Here is a 19547-nt window from a genome sequence, read left to right as displayed (position 1 = left end):
TCGTCCCCGGCTGCAAAGAGCCAGCTGGTTGATGACTAGCGTCAGGCGATCTTGAAACGCGCCACCGATTGACGCAGTTCCTCGGCCATTTGCGACAGTTCACGAACCTGTTGCGCTGTGGTGCGGGTACCCTCACCCGTCTGCTCAGTCACCGCGAAAATGTGCTGGATGTTGTCAGCCACTTCGTTGGCCAACACAGCTTCACGCGATGTCGAAGACGAAATCTGCTCAATCAGTTCAGCAAGGCGGCGTGACACGCGGTCAATTTCAGTCAGGGCAGTACCTGCACTGTCGGACAGGCGAGCACCTTCCACCACACCCTGCGTGGAACGCTCCATAGCGGCCACAGCATCCTGGGTGTCTGTCTGAATGGCTTTCACCAGTGCCGAGATCTGACGTGTAGCATCGGCAGAACGTTCAGCCAGTCGCTGCACTTCTTCCGCCACCACCGAGAAGCCGCGACCGGCTTCACCAGCAGACGCAGCCTGAATGGCAGCATTCAGAGCCAGCACGTTCGTCTGCTCGGTAATGTCGGAAATCAGCTCCGTGATTTCGCCGATCTCCTGCGACGATTCGCCCAGGCGCTTGATGCGCTTGGAGGTGTCCTGAATCTGGTCACGGATGGAATTCATACCGCCGATGGCGTTCTGCACGGCCTGCAGACCGGAGTCAGCAGCTTGCAGCGATTGGCGCGCCACCGTGGCCGACTCCTGGGCTTGAGTGGACACCTCGTTAATGCGGGTCGCCATGTCCAGAACGGAGCGGCCAGTTTCACGAATCTCGCGCAGCTGCTCGGTAGAAGCGGCCAGCAGTTCAGTGGATGTGCTGTCAACCTGGGCGGTCGTTTGGGCCACGCGGGTCGCTGTGTTTTGCACGCTACCCACCAGTTGGCGCAACTCTTCCACCGTGTAGTTCACCGAGTCAGCAATGGCGCCGGTAATGTCTTCGGTCACCGTCGCTTCCTGCGTCAAGTCACCTTCAGCAACCGATTGCAGCTCGTTCATCAAACGCAAAATGGCGGCCTGGTTGGCGTCATTGACGCGCTTGGCTTCCTGCTCTTGACGCTTGGCGTCTTTTTGCTGCGCTTCAGCAGTCTTTTGGCGGTTACGGCTGTCCAGCAGCTGAACACGCGACAGGAAGAAGCCGCAAATCAACAGGAAGGCACTGGCCAGAACCAGAGCAGCCAACTGACCGGCGCCCACACCGGTTTGGGCGGACAGCTTGGTCTGGAGGGTTTCCAACTGGCGACGCAGTGGTTCGCTGTCGGCAATGATCGCGGACTGCGCTTCACGGGCAGACACCAAGCCTTGCAGATTGCCCAGAATGGCACTGGCTTGGGTACGTGTCTGCTCATACAACTTCACAAGGCCTTCAAGCTGCTCGCGTGTTTGGGCGTCCTTGGTCGCAGCCAGACGCAACTCAGGGCTGCCGTCCAACATGCCTTGTGCGATTTCCTTGAACGAATTCAAGTCCTTGCCCAGCAAGAACACCGCTTCGGGGCTCACGCCTTCCATGGTCTGGAATTCGTTGGCCGATTTACCGATACGCTGGGTCAACATCACCAGCTGGCCTGCGGCAGATATCTCGGAAGCGGGGGCGTTTTGCTGCAGCTTCAGGGACGAAACCGTTTCAGCAATTTCCAGCAAGTCAGAAGACTGGCGGTTAATGGTACGCAGAGCGTCACCCACCTGGGTCAGAATCTTCTGCTGCGCCATCACCACGCCTGCATTGCGCTCAGCGCGCTCCATCATCGGAATGACCGCGTCCAGTTCAGGCTTGTAGGGCTCGCCCAGGGCAGGCACGCCCAGCTCGGCATCTCCGCTACTCAGGGCGCGGATGTTGCGCGCCAACACGCCCGAGCTTTCCACCACGTCCGGGAACGCCTGTGGGCTACCCACCAGCGCTTGCGACACCGATTTCGCCAAACGCTGCGACTGCATCAACGACTGGCCCGTAGCGGCCAGTTGCTGAGCAGATTGATCTGCCTGACGCAGCACCCACGCGGCAATCACACCCAAAGCCACCACGCCCACAGCCAGCAGGGCCAGCAGGCGGCGCTGGTGCGCAGCAGCTGTGGCACTGCCCAGCACAGGCAAAGTGATCAGTTCACTGTCCACACCAACGGTGTCGTCCGAACCCGGGGCATAGGAATCGACATCACCCTGCACACTGTTCATGGGCTCGACTTGGTAGGGGTCGCGCGATGCGCCTGCATCTGGAGACTCGGCAGACAGCAAATCGCTGTTGCCCTCGGCACCTGCCTCAGCTTCTGCTGGAGCGGGTTTCCGATTGAACAGTTTTCCAAATTGATTAGCGAAAGACATGGTGCAGCCTTACAGAAAAACTCAAGCACTGATGCTCAGAAATGCGGGATGTTGGGACAAGATCTGCAAGTTCAGTTCTTGCCAGCGGACGCCTGCTGCGTCGATGTAGACGGTGCCGTAAAACGCGGGGGCTTCCTTTGCAGGATTTTCTGCCGCGACAAACGCCTCCGTCCCCCGCAATCCCGCCAAACGGTCCACCAACAAAGCGGCGTTCACTTCCAACGCCGTGTTGAGAGCCAACAAGCTAGACTCGGCGAGCATTTGCTCCGTGCGTTGCACCGGCGAGCCCAAAAGCCCAGCCAGGTCCACCACCCCTACCAAACCACCGCGCAAATTGGCAACACCCAAAAACCATGCCTGGGTGTATGGCACGGGTTGCACGGCAACCCATGGAAAAATTTCGCCCGACTGCGCCAACGGCAACAGATAAGACTGGCCCGCAGCTTCTACCGCGAGCCATGACGAAACGGACAAGCCCTCAACCCTTGCCGCCTGCAATCGGCCAGCAAGACGCACTTGGAGCTCTCTGAGAGCTTCACGATTGGCCATGAACGCGCAGCAGCCTCAGTTGAGGGCGTCGATCTTGGACTGCAACTCTGCTGGATCGACCGGCTTGGTGATGTAGCCACGCGCTCCCTGGCGCATGCCCCAGACACGATCAGTTTCCTGGTTCTTGCTGGTGCACATGATGATGGGCACGTCAGCATATTGAGGATCGCGGCTGATGGCACGGGTCAGCTGAAAGCCATTTTGGCCGGGCATCACAACGTCCATCAAAATCAGATCTGGCTTTTCTTCGGCCAACCGGCGAAACGCTTCTTCAGCATTCTCAGCCGTGCGCACTTGCATGCCTTTTTTCTGAAGCAGGTCTGTCAAAAACATCAACTCAGTCTTCGAGTCGTCGACGACCAGTACTTTCTGGATGGGCATTACATCGCTCCTAGTTGGGAATTGCCGAACTGCTGCACAGCCTGCAGCAGCTGGTCTTTGGTAAAGGGTTTGGTGAGGTATTCCTGGCAGCCGACCATGCGACCGCGCGCCTTGTCAAAAACACCGTCTTTGGACGAAAGCATTACCACCGGCGTGTCTGCAAAACGTGCATTGCGCTTGATGATGGCGCAGGTCTGGTAGCCATCCAGCTTGGGCATCAGGATGTCACAGAAGATCAGCTGAGGCTGATAGTCGTTCACCTTTGCCAGTGCATCGAAGCCGTCGTCAGCCAACAAGACTTCGTGCCCCCCCTGCTTCAGAAAAATCTCGGCGCTTCGGCGGATGGTGTTGCTGTCATCCACGACGAGCACCTTGAAAGATGCGCCTGTTGTAGTCAATTTATTGTCGCTCCCGATGGAAAGTGTAAATGTCGCAGCAGGAGCCGCGCTTCAAATCTGCACCATCTCAAAATCTTCTTTGCGGGCGCCGCATTCGGGGCACGTCCAGTTCATAGGAACCTGGTCCCATGGCGTGTTGGGAGCGATGCCATGTTCAGGCGAACCCAAGGCCTCGTCGTAGATCCAACCGCATATCAAACACATCCACGTCTTAGAGTCGGTCACAGCTTAATAGGCCTTCACATAGAATGCAACGATTGTATCTAGTCATCTCTGCGGGCTGCTGCTTCTATGCCACCATTGGCGCAGGAACTGGATCATGACCATGCACACCCCCCTCCCCCCCAACACCGATGAACTGGACAGTGATCCATCGGATGAATCCAGCCCCGCCTGCATTCTGGTTTTCAACGCCAGCGACCCCAGCGGCGCTGGCGGGCTGACAGGCGACATCGCCACCATTGCCTCCGTGGGCGGCCACGCCATCGCTGTGGTGACGGGCGCCTACGCGCGAGACACAGCGCAGATCTTCGATCACTTCTGCCTGGACGACGAGGCCGTGGCAGAGCAGGCCCGCGCTGTTCTAGAAGACCTGCCGGTGCAAGCCATCAAAGTGGGCTTTGTGGGCAGCACCGAGAACATCAGCACCATTGCCGAGATCGCCACCGACTACGACGATGTGCCCGTCATCGCTTACATGCCCAACCTTTCCTGGTGGCGTGAAGAGCTGATTGACGAGTACCTGGACGCCTTCCGCGAACTGCTTTTGCCGCAAACTTCGGTGTTGGTAGGAAACCACAGCACGCTGTGGCGTTGGCTGTTGCCCGACTGGAGCAGCGACCGCAGCCCCACCGCCCGCGACATTGCCCGCGCGGCTTCCGAGATGGGCGTGCCCTATACCCTGGTCACTGGCATTCCACTGCCCGAGCAGTTTGTTGACAACGTACTCGCCTCGCCCCAGACCGTGCTGGGCAACAACAAGTTTGAACTGTTCGATGCCACCTTCTCCGGCGCGGGCGACACCCTGTCGGCCGCGCTCACGGCCCTGGTGGGCAGCGGCAATGACCTTGGCGAAGCCACCAGCGAAGCCCTCAACTACCTCGACCGCTGCCTGGACGCAGGCTTTCGCCCAGGCATGGGCCACATCATTCCCGATCGCATGTTCTGGGCCCAGCCCGAGGACGATGAGTCCGAAGACAGCGAAGCAGATTCCCTTGACGAAACACAGGCCATCGAAGGCTTTGTAATGCCACCCCATGACACCAAGCACTGATCTCAATATTCCCCTGTTTGAACGCGCCAAGGCGCTGATCCCCGGCGGCGTGAACTCGCCCGTGCGTGCCTTCAAGGCCGTGGGCGGCACACCCCGCTTCGTCAAGCGCGCGCAAGGCGCTTACTTCTGGGATGCCAACGACCAGCGTTTCATCGACTACATCGGCTCCTGGGGCCCGATGATCCTGGGCCACGGCCACCCCGCCGTGCTTGAAGCCGTGCAAAAGGCCGCACTCGAAGGCTTCAGCTTCGGCGCCCCCACCGAGCGCGAAGTGGAACTGGCCGAAGAAATCCTGAGCCTCGTGCCATCGATGGAAATGATCCGCCTCGTCAGCTCGGGCACCGAAGCGGGCATGAGCGCCATTCGCCTGGCGCGCGGCGCCACCGGCCGCAGCAAGTTCATCAAGTTCGAGGGCTGCTACCACGGCCATGCCGATTCGCTGCTGGTCAAGGCCGGCTCGGGCCTGGCCACCTTTGGCAATGCCACCAGCGCTGGCGTGCCACCCGAAGTGGTGCAGCACACCCTGGTGCTCGAGTACAACAACGTCGCGCAACTGGAAGAAGCCTTTGCACTGCACGGCAAGGACCTGGCCTGCGTGATGATCGAACCCATCGCGGGCAACATGAACTTTGTGCGCGCCAGCGTGCCCTTCATGAAGCGCTGCCGTGAGCTGTGCACCGAATACGGCGCGCTGCTGGTGCTTGATGAAGTGATGACCGGCTTCCGCGTAGCCCTGGGCAGCGCGCAAAGCGTGTACGCCAAGAGCATCCCCGGCTTCAAGCCCGACATCACCGTGCTGGGCAAGGTGATTGGCGGCGGCATGCCGCTCGCAGCCTTTGGCGGCCCACGCGCCATCATGGAACACCTGGCCCCACTGGGCTGCGTGTACCAAGCGGGCACCTTGTCGGGCAACCCGGTGGCCACGGCTTGCGGGCTGACCACGCTGCGCGAGATCAAGAAGCCCGGCTTCTTCGACGCTCTGTCGGCCTCCACCCGCTCACTGGTCGATGGGCTGGCCCAGGCCGCCAAGGACGAAGGCGTGCCCTTCAGCGCCGACTGCGAAGGCGGCATGTTCGGCTTCTTCCTGTTGCCCGAGCTGCCCCAGAACTACCCCGCCGTGCTCAAGACCGACAGCGCCCGCTTCAACCAGCTGTTCCACGGCCTGCTTGACCGCGGCGTGTACATCGCCCCGGCACTGTATGAAGCCGGCTTTGTCAGTGGCGCCCACACGGCCGACGACATCGCGGCCACCGTGGCGGCAGCACGCGAAGTGTTCAAAACACTATCAAAATAATAGCTACTGGCGCTTGATAGACAAGCGCTGCAGGCTTTTTTCTTTGAATCTGTAGCAGAGGCGACACCGCCTCTGCACGCTTCACACCACCGTCATCTGGCCAAGGCAGTCTTGGGTGCTTTACCTACTGCCTGAGCCATGACCGACAAACTCTCCTCCTCCCCCACCCCATCCGCGACGCGGCCGAGGCCAACCCCAGCCGCCGTCGCTTTGTGCGCCACATGGGCCTGGCAGCCGCCGCCCTGGGCACGCTGCCCCTCGCGGCCTGCGGCGGTGGTGACGACGCCCCTGCCGTGCAGTTCGCCCACGGCATCGCTAGTGGCGACCCGTTGGCCGACCGCGTGATGCTGTGGACCCGCGTCACGCCCCCGGTGGGCCACACGGGTGATATTCCGGTGGAATGGGAAGTGGCCACCGACAGCGCCTTCACCGCCCTTGTGGCCCAGGGCCAAACCACGGCGCTGGCCAGCAAGGACTTCACCGTCAAGGTCGATGCCACAGGGCTGAAAGCCGCCACCGCCTACCACTACCGCTTCCGCGCCTACGCAGCCACGTCCCCCACGGGCCGCACCCGCACCTTGCCCACGGGCAGCGTCGCGCAGGTCAAGCTGGCGGTGTTCTCGTGCGCCAATTACCCCGCCGGTTACTTCAACGTGTACGCCCATGCCGCCAAGCGCGGCGACCTGGACGCCACCGTGCACCTGGGCGACTACATCTACGAATACGGCCAGGGCGGCTACGCATCGGCCAACGCCGGGGCACTGGGCCGCCTGTCCACGCCCGCCAAGGAGATCCTCAGCCTGGCCGACTACCGCCAGCGCCACGCACAGTACAAGAGCGACGCCGACCTGCAGGCCCTGCACGCCGCCGCCCCCATGATCGCCGTGTGGGACGACCACGAAATCGCCAACGACACTTGGCGCGACGGTGCAGACAACCACCAAGCCGCCACCGAAGGCAGCTTCAGCACCCGCAAGGCAGCGGCCCTGCAGGCGTACCACGAGTGGATGCCCACCCGCAACGCGCAGCCTGATCTGATCTACCGCAGCTTTGCGTTCGGCAACCTCGTGGCCTTGCACATGCTCGACACCCGCGTAGTCGCGCGCGACGAGCAGTTGGACTACACCAAGTTCTTCACCGCCACCGGCTTTGACGCAGCCAGCTTCACCGCAGCCGTGGGCAATACCAGCCGCCAGTTGCTGGGCAACACGCAAACGCAGTGGCTGCAGCAGCAAATGGCCGCATCCGCCGCCACCTGGCAAGTGCTGGGCCAGCAGGTGCTGATGGGGCGCATGAACATTCCTGCGCCGATCCTGATGGAAACCATCCAGCCCGGCTCGGGCGTTACGGTAAGCCAATACGCCGCACTGGTGGCCCGCGCGCGCACCAACCCGGCCAGCCTCACGCCCGCCGAGCAAGCCATCCTGGCGCAGCCCTCCATCCCCTACAACCTGGACGCCTGGGACGGCTACCAGGCCGCGCGCGAAACCGTGCTGGCCACCTCGCGCAGCCTGGGCAAAAACCTGGTGGTGCTGTCTGGCGACACGCACAACGCCTGGGCCAACGAACTGCAAGACCGCAACGGTAACGCCGTGGGTGTGGAGTTCGCCACCTCGTCCGTCACCTCGCCCGGCTTTGAGGAATATCTGCCCAACGAAAACCCCGCCACCCTGGCGGGCGCGCTGCAGCAGTTGATTGCGCCACTGAAGTACTGCGACACCTCGCGCCGTGGCTACATGGTGCTCACCGCTACGGCCAGCGAATGCCGCGCCGACTGGGTGTACGTCAACACCATCACCAGCCGCAACTACACCGCCAGCACCGACAAGTCGCTCAAGGTAGTGGCTGGCGCCGCAGGCGTGGGGCGCATCGTCGCGGCCTAAGGCAGTGCCGCGACAGGCCGCATAAGCCTGCGTGAGCGAGGCCGCGAGGGGCTAAAGCAGCCCGCGCACCTCGCGCGCGGCTTCCTGCAGCAGCGGCAGCATGTCGCGCTGCAGTGTTTGCGCCTGCATCTGCTGGGGTGATGCGACCACGTTGAGCGCCGCCACCGTGTGCCCCTGCAGATTCCGCAAAGGCACAGCCAGGGCATGCACGCCCAGCTCGTGCTCCTCCACCGCCAGGCAAAAATCATCGCGTCGCACCTGGGCCACCACCTTGCGCAAGGCGCTGCGCTGCGTGACGGTGTGGGGCGTGAGCCGTTGCAGCATGCAGCCCTGCAGCCACTGCGTGAACTCGGCCGTGGGCAGCGCTGCCAACAGCACCCGCCCGGTAGACGTGGGGTGCGCTGGCAGCCGCGCCCCCAGGTGCAGGCCATACGCCATGGTGCGCGATGGCGCGCCATACACCCCGCTGCGCGCCACGATCACCACCTCATCCCCATCCAGCACCACGGCAGAGAACGACTGCTGCGTCTGCGCCGCCAGCCGGTTCAGCGTGGGCTGCAGCACCCGCGGCAACCGGGCCGACGCGAGGTAGCTGCCCGAAAACCGCAACACCTTGGGCGCCAGCCAGAAGTAGCTGCCATCCGTCTCCAGATAGCCCAGGTGCGCCAGCGTGAGCAAATGCCTGCGCGCCGCTGCCCGCGTCAGCCCCGTGCGCTGCGCGGCCAGCGTGGCATTGAGCCGCTGGCGCTCGGTGTCAAAGCTCTCCAGCACCGCCATGCCCTTGGCCATGCCTTCAATCAGGTCCGCTTTGGCAATCGGAAAAGTGGCCATGGAGGGAATTCCTTTGCGTAGAACAGCACCTCGCATGGCGCTGCGTTCGTGGATCAGCCAGCCTGACGCACATCAAGTTCTGCGCGATGATCGCACAGATAGCTTGAAGATCGCACGCTATCGCACGGTGCGTCTCGCTGCTGGCGAGCCTCGCACCTACGCTCCACCTCACTGTTTATTGACGCCCATCAACGTTCCATCACGAGGTAGAGAGACATGCGAACCCAAGTTGCCATCGTTGGTGCGGGCCCCGCGGGCCTGCTGCTCGGCGCACTGCTGCACAAGTCTGGTATTGATGCCGTCATCATTGAGCAGCGCAGCCCCAGCTACGTGCTCAGCCGTATCCGCGCAGGCGTGCTGGAGCAGGTCACCATGGACCTGCTGGACCAGGCGGGCGTGAGCGCCCGCGCCCATGCCGAAGGCCTGCCGCACGACGGCTTTGAGCTGCTGTTCAAGGGCCAGCGCCACCGCATCGACATGCATGCCTTGACCGGCGGCAGCCGCGTCATGGTCTACGGCCAGACCGAGGTGACGCAAGACCTGATGGACGCCCGCGCCGCCGCAGGCCTCACCACCGTGTACGAAGCCGCCAACGTGCAAGTGCACGACTTTGACGGCGCCACGCCGCGCGTAAAGTATGAGAAAGACGGCCAGACCCACACCCTCACCTGCGACTTCATCGCAGGCTGCGACGGTTTTCACGGCGTGTGCCGCGCCAGCGTGCCCGAGGCCGCCATCCGCACCTACGAGCGCGTCTACCCGTTTGGCTGGCTGGGCCTGCTGGCCGATGTGAAGCCGGTGGCGCACGAGCTGATCTACGCCCACACAGACCGGGGCTTTGCGCTGTGCAGCATGCGCAGCAACACCCGCAGCCGCTACTACCTGCAAGTGCCACTGACCGACAAGGTCGAGAACTGGAGCGACGACGCCTTCTGGACCGAACTGCGCAACCGCCTGGACCCCGAAGCCCGCGAGCACCTGACCACCGGCCCCTCGCTCGAAAAGAGCATCGCCCCCCTGCGCAGCTTTGTGGCCGAGCCCATGCGCTTTGGCAGCCTGTTCCTGGCTGGCGATGCCGCCCACATCGTGCCCCCCACCGGCGCCAAGGGCCTGAACCTGGCAGCGAGCGACGTGGGCTATCTGTGGAATGCGCTGGCCGATTTCTACAACGACCAATCCCGCGCAGGCATCGACACCTACTCTGACCGGTGCCTGCGCCGCGTATGGCGCGCCGAGCGCTTCTCATGGTGGTTCACCTCGCTGATGCACCACTTCCCAGAAACCGGCGCGTTTGGCCAGAAGATGCAGGAGGCGGAGCTGGATTACCTGGTGAACTCGGAAGCTGCATCACGTTCGCTGGCAGAGAACTATGTGGGACTGCCGATGAATTTTGGTGCCTGATATCACACCAAAACGCTATCAAAATAATAGCTTCCTGCGCTTAATCGGCAGGCGCTAGAGGCTATTTTGATTGAAAAATGTACCTTCAAAGAAGCGCGTGATGCACCCAAGGTGCTCAGCCATGACACCGCAACCGCCGTTGAGGTGAGAACCTACTTCACGAATGGGCGCAAAAGAGTTCCTCAGCAACCACCATGAAAAAAGCCAGCTTGCGCTGGCTCTTTTTTGGATGATCGGTCAAAGATCAATAGCTGTTGCGACGGGCATCACCGTAGCCACCGCCGTAACCACCACTACGGGGAGGGCGAGCCTCCATTGGGCGAGCAATATTGACGGTCAGGTCACGACCGCCCATGTTCTTGCCATGCATTGCCTGGATCGCTGCTTCGGCTTCCGAGCCGCTGGACATCTCGACAAAGCCAAAGCCCTTCGAGCGACCTGTGTCGCGTTCCATCATGACCTTGGCCGACTGGACTTGGCCGAAGGGAGAAAACTGTTGGTGCAGATCGTCGTCACGAACCGAGTAAGACAGATTGCCGATATAAAGTTTGTTGCTCATTTTGAGCCTTTCAAAAAAAGCGCCCTGCAAAATTGGGGCGCAGGTTAAAACAGGTGTGAGAGAAATCAGTGCTTGCGTTTGAAAGCAGGCGCTCCCGCAGCGCGAGGCTGACGGTTTTCGATGTGGCGGAAGGTGATCCGGCCTTTGGTGAGGTCGTAAGGTGACATCTCCAGCGTGACGTTGTCGCCCGCCAGAATCCGGATTCGGTGCTTGCGCATCTTGCCGCCGGTGTAGGCAATCAATTTGTGCCCGTTGTCCAAGGTCACTCGGTAGCGAGTGTCAGGCAGCATTTCATCTACCTTACCGTTCATTTCGATGAGTTCTTCCTTGGCCATAGAGCCTCCTTGAAGTTGCGGTTTACGCCAGTGAGGCGGGGTTGACCAGCCAGTTGCGGCCTTGCGCGGCGGCATACATCAGGGCGCAGTCCTGCGTCTTGAACTCGGGCTTAAAGGTGTAGACACGGTCATGTGTCTGGCTGCCTTGCCCACTCTTGATGGAGAGCAAGGCGGTGTGCTGATCGCTACCGTGACAACGGCTAAGCGGTGTGATCCGGAATTTGCCGACGGCGAACGGATGGGTGCTTGCAAATGACATTAAAAACAATGGTGCGCGGGCGCGTGTAGCCCGGATTCATGTCGTCGCGATGTGCAACGAAGCATGGGCAAATACGACTGCGTAAAAGTCGTAAAAGTGAAGCTTGCCTAGGGAAAAGTCAGACCACCGAAGAGCCCACAGTGAAGTGGTGTGCAGTGGAGGTGTGCGGTTTTGGGGTACCGCTGCCCAGATCGAACCTGCTTGCAGCGCGAGTAAGCAAAAGCTGCTGCAACAGACCTAATGTAGGGTGCCTAGACCTTCTATGCAAGAGGTTTATGAATATTTTTAAAAAGGGCGGTGACAACACCGTCCGCCAAGCATGACATCTTGTGGCCGCACTCTGCTGCACGGCCAATAGAGACGAAGCCCCCTGCAATCAAGCAAACTGGCACAGCGGGCGATGGATATCGCCAAGAGCGCTAACACCCCACACTGTGGCCAACAAACGCGGGGGTCCGACGACCCACACTTGCGCCGCCACCATTCTTGCGCCGCTCACAGGCAAGGGCATTCACCAAATCCGGGGGCGCTACTGGGGAGCCGCTGCCTGCGCAGGCGGCAGGCTCAGCAACCACCGCGCCATGTCTGAAGATTGCGCTTCATTGACCTGGGGATGGCGTGGCATCACGGTACGGCCCCATACGCCGACACTGCCTTCGCGGATCTTGCGGGCCAGGTAGTTGGCGGCATCGGGCTGTTCGCGGTAACGGTCAGCAATCTGGCGGAAAGACGGGCCCACGTAGCGCCGGTCCATGCCGTGGCATCGCAGGCAGTCGCTGGCTTGTACCAGGGCCTGCCCGGCCAGGGATGAGGTTTGGGGTGCTTCGGCAGCCCCAGTCACAGGGGTTGCGGCGCTGGGTGGCTGCGGTGCTTCGGTCTGCGGGGGCTTGGCCGAGAGCACCATGCGCACGCCCAGGTTGAGCATGCCCAGGGCCACCAGCAGCCCAAAGGCGATCAATGCCCACCCCAGCCAGCGCGGCCGGGGTGGTGGGATGTCATCGTCTGGATGCATGTGCAAATCCAGAGATGCCTTGCGATGCGCAGATCAATGGCGGAAGTGGCGCACGCCGCTGAACACCATGGCCACGCCGCGTTCGTTGGCGGCGTCAATCACTTCCTGGTCGCGCATGGAGCCGCCGGGCTGGATGACGCAGGTGGCGCCTGCATCCACCACCACGTCGAGGCCGTCGCGGAAGGGGAAGAAGGCGTCGCTGGCCACCACGGTGCCTTGCAGCGACAGGTTGGCGTGTTCAGCCTTGATGCTGGCGATGCGGGCCGAGTCGAGACGGCTCATCTGGCCGGCGCCCACGCCCATGGTCATGCCGCCCTTGCAGAAGACGATGGCGTTGCTCTTGACGTACTTGGCGACCTTCCAGGCGAACAGCAGGTCTTCCATTTCTTCCAGCGTGGGCTGCTTCTTCGTCACGACCTTGAGGTCGATGAGCGACAGCTCGTGGTTGTCTGCCGTCTGCAGCAGCAGGCCCGAGCCGATGCGCTTGGCGTCCATGGCGTTGCGGCCTCGCTCCCAGTCGGTGTTGCCCCCGTGTGCGGAAGATGTCGAGGGAAGGGCGATCTTGAGCAGGCGCACATTGGCCTTGCTCTTGAAAATTTCCAGCGCTTCAGGCGTGAACTCTGGGGCCATCAGCACTTCCACAAACTGCTTGCTGACCTGGGCAGCAGCTGCGCCGTCCACCACGCGGTTGAAGGCAATGATGCCGCCGAAGGCGCTGGTGGGGTCAGTCTGGAAGGCCTTGCTGTAGGCGCTCAGGGCATCGAGCCCCACGGCCACGCCGCAGGGGTTGGCGTGCTTGACGATGACGCAGGCAGCGGCGTCAAAGCTCTTGACGCATTCCCACGCGGCATCGGCGTCGGCGATGTTGTTGTAGCTCAGCTCTTTGCCTTGCAATTGCACGCCGGTGACCAGCGAGCCGGGTGCGGGGTGCAGGTCGCGGTACAGCGCGGCTTGCTGGTGGCTGTTTTCGCCGTAGCGCAGGTCTTGCACCTTGGTGAAGATGCCGTTGCTCTGGCTGGGGAACTGGGTGCGCGTGGGCACGTAGGTTTCCGAGAGCTTTTCTTCTTCGAACGTGACGGACGAGAGGTAATCGCTGATGGCGCCGTCGTACTGGGCGATGCGGTTGAACGCAGCGACCGACAGGGCAAAGCGCAGCTTGTCGCTCAGCTTGCCGTTCGCCTTCAGCTCGGCCAGCACGGCGTCGTACTGGTCGGCGGCGGTGATCACGCCCACGTCTTTCCAGTTCTTGGCGGCGCTGCGCACCATGGCGGGGCCGCCGATGTCGATGTTCTCGATGGCGTCGGCCAGCGTGCAACCGGCTTTGGCCACGGTGGCTTCAAAGGGGTAGAGGTTGACCACCAGCAGGTCGATGGTGTCGATGCCGTGCTCTTTGAGGGCTGCCATGTGGGCGGGCAGCTCGCGGCGGGCCAGCAGGCCTCCGTGCACCTTGGGGTGCAGCGTCTTCACGCGGCCATCCAGCATTTCAGGGAACTGGGTGACCTCGGCCACCTCGGTCACAGGCAGACCTTCCTTGGCCAGCAGTTGCGCAGTGCCGCCGGTAGACAGCAGCTTGATGCCCAGCGCGTGCAGGGCTTTGGCAAAGTCAACAATGCCGGTCTTGTCGGATACGGAAAGAAGTGCGTTCATGGCCATGGTGGAGGTAAAGTTTGAAGTGAAATCTGGCTCTAGCGCACGTCTACCAAGCGCTAGCAGCTATGTTTTATGTAGCAAACACCTGTCGCAGCGTCAGAGCAGCTTGTGCTCGACCAGCTTCTTGCGCAGGGTGTTGCGGTTCAGGCCCAGCCATTCGGCCGCGCGGGACTGGTTGTTGTCAGCGTGGCTCATCACCACTTCCAGCAGCGGCTTTTCGACCACGCGCACCAGCATGTCGTACATGCCGTCAGGCGTTTCACCGCCCAGGTCGCGGAAGTAACCTTGCAGGCTTTCGCGGACGCACTCTTCTATGTGTTGTTTGCTCATGCAGGCAATCCCTCTTGTTCTTCTGTATCTGCAGGCGCGGCAGTAGCGGCGGGCATGCGGTCCATCTGGGTGCCCAGGGCATCCAGAAAATCGGCCACAGCCTGCCACTGCGCAGCGCTGTCTTCTATCGTGTTGATGTGCTGCCTGAAGGCCTCGCCGCCCGGCAGGGCACGCAGGTACCACGCAATGTGCTTGCGGGCGCTGCGCACGCCGGTCAGCTCGCCGTACAGGCTGTAGTGGTCGTGCAAATGATCGAGCAGCAGGCGGCGCACCTCGCCCACCAGGGGTGGGGCCAGATGCTCGCCTGTGTCCAGAAAGTGGCCAATCTCGCGGAAGATCCACGGCCGGCCCTGGGCAGCACGGCCGATCATGATGGCGTCGGCCCCGGTGTAGGCCAGCACATCACGTGCCTTCTCAGGCGAGGTGATGTCGCCGTTGGCCACCACGGGCACCTTCACCGCCGCTTTCACGGCGGCGATGGTGTCGTACTCGGCCTGGCCCTTGTAGCCCTGCTCCCGCGTGCGGCCGTGCACCGTCAGCATCTGGATGCCGATGGATTCGAACTGGCGCGCTAGCGATACAGCGTTCTTGTGCTGCTGGCACCAGCCAGTGCGCATTTTCAGCGTGACGGGCACGTTGAACGGCGCACAGGCCTCGACCACCGCCTGCGCGATGGACACGGCCAGCGCCTCGTCCTGCATCAGGGCGGAGCCCGCCCACTTGTTGCATACCTTCTTGGCCGGGCAGCCCATGTTGATGTCGATGATCTGCGCGCCGCGCTCTACGTTGTAGACCGCCGCCTCGGCCATCATCTGCGCCTCGGTGCCGGCAATCTGCACGGCAATGGGTCCCGGCTCTCCTTCGTGGTTGGCCCGGCGCGAGGTCTTGAGGCTGTTCCACAAGTCCTTGCGCGAGGTCACCATCTCACTCACCGCGTAACCCGCCCCCAGCGCTTTGCACAGCTGGCGAAAGGGCCGGTCCGTCACACCCGCCATGGGAGCGACGAACAGACGATTCGCCAAAGAGAACTGGCCTATGTGCATGGGGGTACGGGGGTTGGCAGCGGGTGCTGAAAAAGGAGGCAGGATTGTACCTGCTCAAAATTTCAGCAACTGAAATATCCAACCGCGCGATTCAAGTGCGGCCCCAGCCCTTGCGCAGCGGGATCACGCAACCCGTTTTTGCACACAACCCGTTTTTGTTTTGTACTGCAATCACCCACCTCAGCGGGCAGCCACACTCACAGGGCTGCTGCCTTGCTGGGCAAAGTGCCACCAGGCATCGGGCAGATTGCTGAAGCGGTGCTGCGCCATCAACGTGCGCAGCCACTGGCGGTTGAATTGCACGTCGGGCGAGAAGCCGCTCGCATCCACCGACGCCGCTGCCAGCGGTACACCGGCCGGTGTGCCCATGTCCACCTCATGCCCATCGGCCAAGGGGCCACGCACCACCTTGCTGGCTTTGAGGCCATCCACCACGGTCACCTCGACCCGCCAGGCGCCGCTGGGCCCATGGCAGCGCGCCTTCAAGGCCATGCCTTGCGCCTGCAACTGCTGCGCAATGCGCGATAACGCGGCTTGACCAGCGCGGTCTTGCTGGCAACTGCCTGCCGACTGGCCCCGCCAATCCACATCTCCCTCGGCATCGGCAGCGTGAACGGCTGCATGGCCACCAAACCCCGCTGCCAACAACCCGGCCACGAGCCAGTGCTGCCAGTGCTGCCAGCGGGCGCGCGATGGGCGGGCCGTGTCGGCAAATATCGAAGTTGTGTGGCGGTGGGGCATGGGTTCCTCCTCGTTTTTGCTTTCCAGGGTGGGCATGAGGAGAAGGTACCGAGCGACGGGCTGTAGTCCCCAAAGCGTATGCCCCGCGCCGCTGTAGGACGAGGCCGCCAAAGCGAGAAACGCGGGCGCAGAGCCCTACACTCCAACGCTATGGAAATCTGGATGCACCAGCTGCTTCACTGGCTGGCACTGCCGCAATTCGGGCTGAGCACGGTGTTCGTGGTCTCGTTCATCTCGGCCACGCTGCTGCCTTTGGGCTCCGAGCCTGCGGTGTTCGGGCTCGTCAAGCTCAACCCAGATCTTTTCTGGCCCGCGATTGGTGTGGCCACCGTGGGCAACACCCTGGGCGGTGCGGTGAGCTGGTGGATGGGCCTGGGCGCCCACAAGGCGGTGGACCGCGCCCGGGGCAGCCCCACCGAAGTGCGCGCACTGAGCTGGTTGCGCCGCTTTGGCCCCGCCGCCTGCCTGCTGAGCTGGCTGCCCGGTGTGGGTGACCCGCTGTGCGCCGTGGCCGGCTGGCTCAAGCTGCCGTTCTGGCCCTGCGTGGCCTATATGGCGGTGGGCAAGTTCTTTCGCTACCTGGTCATGACGAGCGTGCTGCTGTACTTCATGCCGGGGCAGTTGGGCGGCTAAGGGCCCGCACCCAGGTCAGCAGCTTCGGGGCAGCAATGCATCCCAGTCCACCGGCTGGGTGGGGTGTCCACATGCACCGTCAGCGCCAATTCATCGGGTGCCAAGGGCTGCAGGTGGGCCCATTGCGAATCCAGCACCGCCACATCGGCTTCTGACGCATCTTCGCCCTGGCGCTGACGCGCCTGCACGCGCTCGCGCAGCACCGCCAGCGGCGCTTCAAAAGCCAGAATGCGGCAAGGCACCTGCAACGCCCGCGCCAGTGCCATGAACTGAGTGCGCGTGGCCGGGTTCAAGAAGGTGGCATCGACCAGCACCGGGTAGCCCGCCTTCAGCACCAGCACGGCCAGTTGCGCCAGCCGCTCGTGGGTCTGCCGCGAAGCCTGGGGGGTGTAGATGCCGCCTTCAATACCGTCACTGCGCTGCCCCGCGCGCAGGCCGAACAAACGCTTGCGCTCTACATCAGCCCGCAGGCGCACCGCGCCACGCTGAGCCACCAGCGGTAACGAATGGGTGCTTTTGCCCGAGCCCGACAAGCCATACGCCAGCCACAGCACCACTGCGTTTGGCTGGGTCAGCTCCACGGCCAGCGCCAGGTAGCGTTGCAGCGTGCGCTGCGCCTCATCCCTCAGCGCAGCATGGGCCGCCTGTGCTACGGTATCGACGCGCTGCGCTTGCAGCTGCGTCCACTGCAAGCCCGCCACACGGGCCCGCACCAGCGCGCGGTACACACGGTAGTAGCCCAGCACCTGCAGGCCTTCGTAATCGCCCGTGTGCTCCAGCCATCGGTTCACGCAGCGCCAGGCCAGGTCAGGCCGGCCACGCGCTTGCAGGTCCATGGCCAAAAAGGCCAGGTCGGCCATGCAGTCAATCCAGCGCAGATCGGGGTTGAACTCCAGCGCATCAAACAACTGCGGTTGGCCGTCAATCCAGGCAATGTTGGCCAGGTGCAGATCGCCATGGCACTCGCGCACATGGCCACCGCGCCAACGTTGGGCCCACACTTCTTTCAACGCGATCTGCTGCACGGCGCACCACTCTTCCAGCCGCTGCAAGTCGCCCATCTGCCCCGGTGCCACCTCCGGCAGCACCAAGGCCAGCGCGGCCAGGCATTCACGCACCGGCGCGGTGGCAGCATGCCCGGGTGATGGCGCCGCCAGCGCCCCGCCCAGCTGCGCCACGTCTGCCACAGCCGCCTGCGTGTGCAGCCTGGCCACCTGCTCGGCCAGGGCGTCCATGTCTTCGTCTGCCACGCATCCCGCCTCCAGCCTGCGGCTGAGCAAGGCCTGCTGGTCAAAGCGGCGCATCAGCACCGCGGGCTCCGCCCCTGCGGCATCCCCTGCCGCCCAGGGCTTCACCCGCCAGGGCCGGGAATCGCTGCCGTCACCCTCCACGCCCACCACGTCCAGGTACATGTGCGGGGCCGTGCGGCGGTTGATGCGCAGCTCTTCCTGGCACGCGGCCAAGCGCAGTGCGGCGGTGCTGAAGTCCAGAAAATCCAGCGCCAAAGGCTTCTTGAATTTGTACACATGCCCACCCACCAGCAGTAGCCACGAGATGTGCGTTTCGATGCACTCCACGGTGCAGCCCGCATAGCCCCAGGCCTCCGGGTGGTGCTGCAGTTGATGCACGCGTTGTTGCGCAGCGGCGTAGGCATCCTCCAATGCGGGCCTGACAACGCGCGGCTGCGCAGAGAAGTCGGGAGGAACGATAAGGGTTGAGTTGGAAACGTCAGACACGAGCAAAAGACCGCAGGCCGTGCAGCCAGGCAACAAGATGCCCCCAGTGTGCGCGTGGTGCGGCGGCTGTCAACCCGGCTGCGCCAACCGGGAGCCAGTGGATGACACGATACCTGCCGCAGCCTGGTCAAACGCTATCAATTAAATAGCACCTTGCGCTTGCTAGATAAGCAGTAACCATCCCCCGGCAAAGCCGGGGGCATTCGGGATGTGAGCCGCTCAAAGCGGCTGTAAGGGGTCGCTAACGCGGCCCCTCATTCTTGGGGCCACCTATCGGTGGCTACTCACCTCCATAGACCGAGTTGGTCCAACCTCTCGTCTTCCTTCTCCTGGTTTCGGATGTACTCCCGTATCACCGCTTCGTCGCGTCCCACCGTCGAGACGAAGTACCCTCGCGCCCAGAAGTGCTGACCCACGAAGTTGCGCTTTCGCTCTCCGTACACCCGCGCAAGGTGGATTGCGCTCTTGCCTTTGATAAAGCCCACCACCTGCGACACCGAGTACTTCGGTGGGATCGACAGCATCATGTGCACGTGATCGGGCATCAGATGCCCCTCTTCAACCCTGCATTCCTTTTGCGCGGCCAACTTTCTGAATACCTCACCCAGGTGTTCGCGTAGCTGCTTGTACAGCGTTCGCCTTCGACACTTGGGGATGAAGACCACGTGATATTTGCAATCCCAGGCCGTGTGACTCAAACTTTCATACTTGTCCATCGTGTTTCTTCCTTTCGTTTGCTTGGCGGCTCACGATTGAAAGTCTCTACGGTGGACAACCTCCTGAAAAGTCAAACTTCTACTGCCTCCCCGGCAGAGCCGGGGGGCCTCCTTTTGGTAGCTAGCACTCAATTTCAGGCTCTTCTAGCGAATAGTAGTGATGGAAATCGCCGCACGTCTGTAAACGACGATTTCGACG

21 protein-coding genes are annotated in these 19547 nt (G+C 62.5%); 5 read left to right on the top strand and 16 right to left on the bottom strand.

Translation table 11 applies throughout. From position 1 onward, the window contains the following. Positions 1-41: 41 nt before the first annotated feature. Genes BDD18_RS12500 through BDD18_RS12480 form a run of 5 tightly spaced genes read right to left on the bottom strand, consistent with a single transcriptional unit; the run spans position 42 to position 3877 of the window. The gene (locus tag BDD18_RS12500) at positions 42-2324 is read right to left on the bottom strand and encodes a methyl-accepting chemotaxis protein (RefSeq protein WP_142083511.1); all 2283 of its coding nucleotides are present in this window, start codon (positions 2322-2324) and stop codon (positions 42-44) included. 21 nt (positions 2325-2345) lie between these two features. Further along, entirely contained in the window at positions 2346-2873 is a 528-nt protein-coding gene (locus BDD18_RS12495) for a chemotaxis protein CheW (RefSeq protein ID WP_066694658.1), read from the bottom strand. 15 nt (positions 2874-2888) lie between these two features. After that, positions 2889-3254 carry a response regulator gene (locus BDD18_RS12490; RefSeq protein ID WP_066694660.1) on the bottom strand — a complete coding sequence of 122 codons (366 nt, stop codon included), beginning with the start codon at positions 3252-3254 and terminating at the stop codon, positions 2889-2891. Continuing rightward, positions 3254-3652: a response regulator gene (locus tag BDD18_RS12485; RefSeq protein WP_044398823.1), complete on the bottom strand. Its 399-nt coding sequence runs from the start codon at positions 3650-3652 to the stop codon at positions 3254-3256. Before BDD18_RS12485 ends, BDD18_RS12490 begins: the two co-directional genes overlap by 1 nt. A 51-nt stretch (positions 3653-3703) precedes the next feature. Beyond that, positions 3704-3877 carry a rubredoxin gene (locus BDD18_RS12480; protein WP_142083509.1) on the bottom strand — a complete coding sequence of 58 codons (174 nt, stop codon included), beginning with the start codon at positions 3875-3877 and terminating at the stop codon, positions 3704-3706. A gap of 94 nt (positions 3878-3971) precedes the next feature. On the opposite strand from BDD18_RS12480, the gene thiD reads away from it, so the two are divergent. The 3 genes from thiD to BDD18_RS12465 all read left to right on the top strand — a co-directional run bounded on the left by thiD (position 3972) and on the right by BDD18_RS12465 (position 8102). Next, positions 3972-4925, top strand: a complete 954-nt coding sequence (gene thiD, locus BDD18_RS12475) for a bifunctional hydroxymethylpyrimidine kinase/phosphomethylpyrimidine kinase (RefSeq protein WP_142083507.1) — start codon at positions 3972-3974, stop codon at positions 4923-4925. Beyond that, positions 4909-6219, top strand: a complete 1311-nt coding sequence (hemL, locus tag BDD18_RS12470; RefSeq protein ID WP_142083505.1) for a glutamate-1-semialdehyde 2,1-aminomutase — start codon at positions 4909-4911, stop codon at positions 6217-6219. Before thiD ends, hemL begins: the two co-directional genes overlap by 17 nt. Positions 6220-6440: 221 nt before the next feature. Further along, positions 6441-8102: an alkaline phosphatase D family protein gene (locus BDD18_RS12465; RefSeq protein ID WP_142083503.1), complete on the top strand. Its 1662-nt coding sequence runs from the start codon at positions 6441-6443 to the stop codon at positions 8100-8102. Positions 8103-8153: 51 nt separating this feature from the next. Here BDD18_RS12465 and BDD18_RS12460 read toward each other — a convergent pair whose 3' ends face one another. Next, positions 8154-8933 (bottom strand): IclR family transcriptional regulator domain-containing protein, encoded by a 780-nt coding sequence (locus BDD18_RS12460; RefSeq protein ID WP_142083501.1) that lies wholly within the window; start codon positions 8931-8933, stop codon positions 8154-8156. A gap of 216 nt (positions 8934-9149) precedes the next feature. On the opposite strand from BDD18_RS12460, the gene pobA reads away from it, so the two are divergent. After that, positions 9150-10334, top strand: a complete 1185-nt coding sequence (gene pobA, locus BDD18_RS12455) for a 4-hydroxybenzoate 3-monooxygenase (RefSeq protein ID WP_142083499.1) — start codon at positions 9150-9152, stop codon at positions 10332-10334. 244 nt (positions 10335-10578) lie between these two features. Here pobA and BDD18_RS12450 read toward each other — a convergent pair whose 3' ends face one another. The 8 genes from BDD18_RS12450 to BDD18_RS12415 all read right to left on the bottom strand — a co-directional run bounded on the left by BDD18_RS12450 (position 10579) and on the right by BDD18_RS12415 (position 16263). Next, positions 10579-10893, bottom strand: coding sequence for an RNA recognition motif domain-containing protein (locus BDD18_RS12450; protein ID WP_066699068.1), 315 nt, complete (start codon positions 10891-10893; stop codon positions 10579-10581). Between the two features lie 65 nt (positions 10894-10958). Continuing rightward, positions 10959-11228, bottom strand: a complete 270-nt coding sequence (infA, locus tag BDD18_RS12445; RefSeq protein WP_066699070.1) for a translation initiation factor IF-1 — start codon at positions 11226-11228, stop codon at positions 10959-10961. Positions 11229-11250: 22 nt separating this feature from the next. Further along, positions 11251-11397, bottom strand: coding sequence for a hypothetical protein (locus BDD18_RS22515; protein ID WP_233099922.1), 147 nt, complete (start codon positions 11395-11397; stop codon positions 11251-11253). 619 nt (positions 11398-12016) lie between these two features. Continuing rightward, positions 12017-12499, bottom strand: coding sequence for a c-type cytochrome (locus BDD18_RS12435; protein WP_142083498.1), 483 nt, complete (start codon positions 12497-12499; stop codon positions 12017-12019). A 33-nt stretch (positions 12500-12532) separates the two neighbouring features. Then, positions 12533-14152, bottom strand: a complete 1620-nt coding sequence (gene purH / locus BDD18_RS12430) for a bifunctional phosphoribosylaminoimidazolecarboxamide formyltransferase/IMP cyclohydrolase (protein ID WP_211360752.1) — start codon at positions 14150-14152, stop codon at positions 12533-12535. A gap of 93 nt (positions 14153-14245) precedes the next feature. Continuing rightward, positions 14246-14479, bottom strand: coding sequence for a Fis family transcriptional regulator (locus BDD18_RS12425; RefSeq protein WP_044398839.1), 234 nt, complete (start codon positions 14477-14479; stop codon positions 14246-14248). Further along, positions 14476-15522 (bottom strand): tRNA dihydrouridine synthase DusB, encoded by a 1047-nt coding sequence (dusB, locus tag BDD18_RS12420; protein ID WP_142083494.1) that lies wholly within the window; start codon positions 15520-15522, stop codon positions 14476-14478. The genes BDD18_RS12425 and dusB overlap by 4 nt, the downstream gene beginning before the upstream one ends. 180 nt (positions 15523-15702) lie before the next feature. After that, on the bottom strand, positions 15703-16263 hold the full coding sequence (locus BDD18_RS12415; protein WP_142083493.1) for a M15 family metallopeptidase domain-containing protein: 561 nt from the start codon (positions 16261-16263) through the stop codon (positions 15703-15705). 162 nt (positions 16264-16425) lie between these two features. Here BDD18_RS12415 and BDD18_RS12410 point away from each other — a divergent pair, with 162 nt between their 5' ends. Continuing rightward, a complete protein-coding gene (locus tag BDD18_RS12410; RefSeq protein WP_211360751.1) occupies positions 16426-16896 on the top strand; it encodes a YqaA family protein in 471 nt (156 codons plus the stop codon). On the opposite strand, the gene BDD18_RS12405 is transcribed toward BDD18_RS12410, so the two are convergent. Together BDD18_RS12405 and tnpA are read right to left on the bottom strand one after the other, a co-directional pair. Beyond that, complete coding sequence (locus BDD18_RS12405) at positions 16893-18632, bottom strand: bifunctional aminoglycoside phosphotransferase/ATP-binding protein (protein ID WP_244939079.1); 1740 nt, start codon at positions 18630-18632, stop codon at positions 16893-16895. The genes BDD18_RS12410 and BDD18_RS12405 overlap by 4 nt on opposite strands. A 284-nt stretch (positions 18633-18916) precedes the next feature. Then, positions 18917-19348 (bottom strand): IS200/IS605 family transposase, encoded by a 432-nt coding sequence (gene tnpA, locus BDD18_RS12400; RefSeq protein ID WP_026437438.1) that lies wholly within the window; start codon positions 19346-19348, stop codon positions 18917-18919. Positions 19349-19547 lie beyond the last annotated feature (199 nt).

This window comes from Acidovorax temperans, assembly GCF_006716905.1.
GTDB lineage: Bacteria > Pseudomonadota > Gammaproteobacteria > Burkholderiales > Burkholderiaceae_C > Acidovorax > Acidovorax temperans.
This window is presented reverse-complemented; position numbering and strand designations above follow the sequence as displayed.

Coding starts and splice junctions, on each gene's coding strand:
- BDD18_RS12500 (WP_142083511.1), bottom strand. CDS start 2,324: ATGTCTTTCGCTAATCAATTTGGAAAACTGTTCAATCGGAAACCCGCT.
- BDD18_RS12495 (WP_066694658.1), bottom strand. CDS start 2,873: ATGGCCAATCGTGAAGCTCTCAGAGAGCTCCAAGTGCGTCTTGCTGGC.
- BDD18_RS12490 (WP_066694660.1), bottom strand. CDS start 3,254: ATGCCCATCCAGAAAGTACTGGTCGTCGACGACTCGAAGACTGAGTTG.
- thiD (WP_142083507.1), top strand. CDS start 3,972: ATGACCATGCACACCCCCCTCCCCCCCAACACCGATGAACTGGACAGT.
- hemL (WP_142083505.1), top strand. CDS start 4,909: ATGACACCAAGCACTGATCTCAATATTCCCCTGTTTGAACGCGCCAAG.
- BDD18_RS12465 (WP_142083503.1), top strand. CDS start 6,441: ATGGGCCTGGCAGCCGCCGCCCTGGGCACGCTGCCCCTCGCGGCCTGC.
- BDD18_RS12460 (WP_142083501.1), bottom strand. CDS start 8,933: ATGGCCACTTTTCCGATTGCCAAAGCGGACCTGATTGAAGGCATGGCC.
- pobA (WP_142083499.1), top strand. CDS start 9,150: ATGCGAACCCAAGTTGCCATCGTTGGTGCGGGCCCCGCGGGCCTGCTG.
- BDD18_RS12450 (WP_066699068.1), bottom strand. CDS start 10,893: ATGAGCAACAAACTTTATATCGGCAATCTGTCTTACTCGGTTCGTGAC.
- infA (WP_066699070.1), bottom strand. CDS start 11,228: ATGGCCAAGGAAGAACTCATCGAAATGAACGGTAAGGTAGATGAAATG.
- BDD18_RS12435 (WP_142083498.1), bottom strand. CDS start 12,499: ATGCATCCAGACGATGACATCCCACCACCCCGGCCGCGCTGGCTGGGG.
- purH (WP_211360752.1), bottom strand. CDS start 14,152: ATGGCCATGAACGCACTTCTTTCCGTATCCGACAAGACCGGCATTGTT.
- BDD18_RS12425 (WP_044398839.1), bottom strand. CDS start 14,479: ATGAGCAAACAACACATAGAAGAGTGCGTCCGCGAAAGCCTGCAAGGT.
- dusB (WP_142083494.1), bottom strand. CDS start 15,522: ATGCACATAGGCCAGTTCTCTTTGGCGAATCGTCTGTTCGTCGCTCCC.
- BDD18_RS12415 (WP_142083493.1), bottom strand. CDS start 16,263: ATGCCCCACCGCCACACAACTTCGATATTTGCCGACACGGCCCGCCCA.
- BDD18_RS12410 (WP_211360751.1), top strand. CDS start 16,426: ATGCACCAGCTGCTTCACTGGCTGGCACTGCCGCAATTCGGGCTGAGC.
- tnpA (WP_026437438.1), bottom strand. CDS start 19,348: ATGGACAAGTATGAAAGTTTGAGTCACACGGCCTGGGATTGCAAATAT.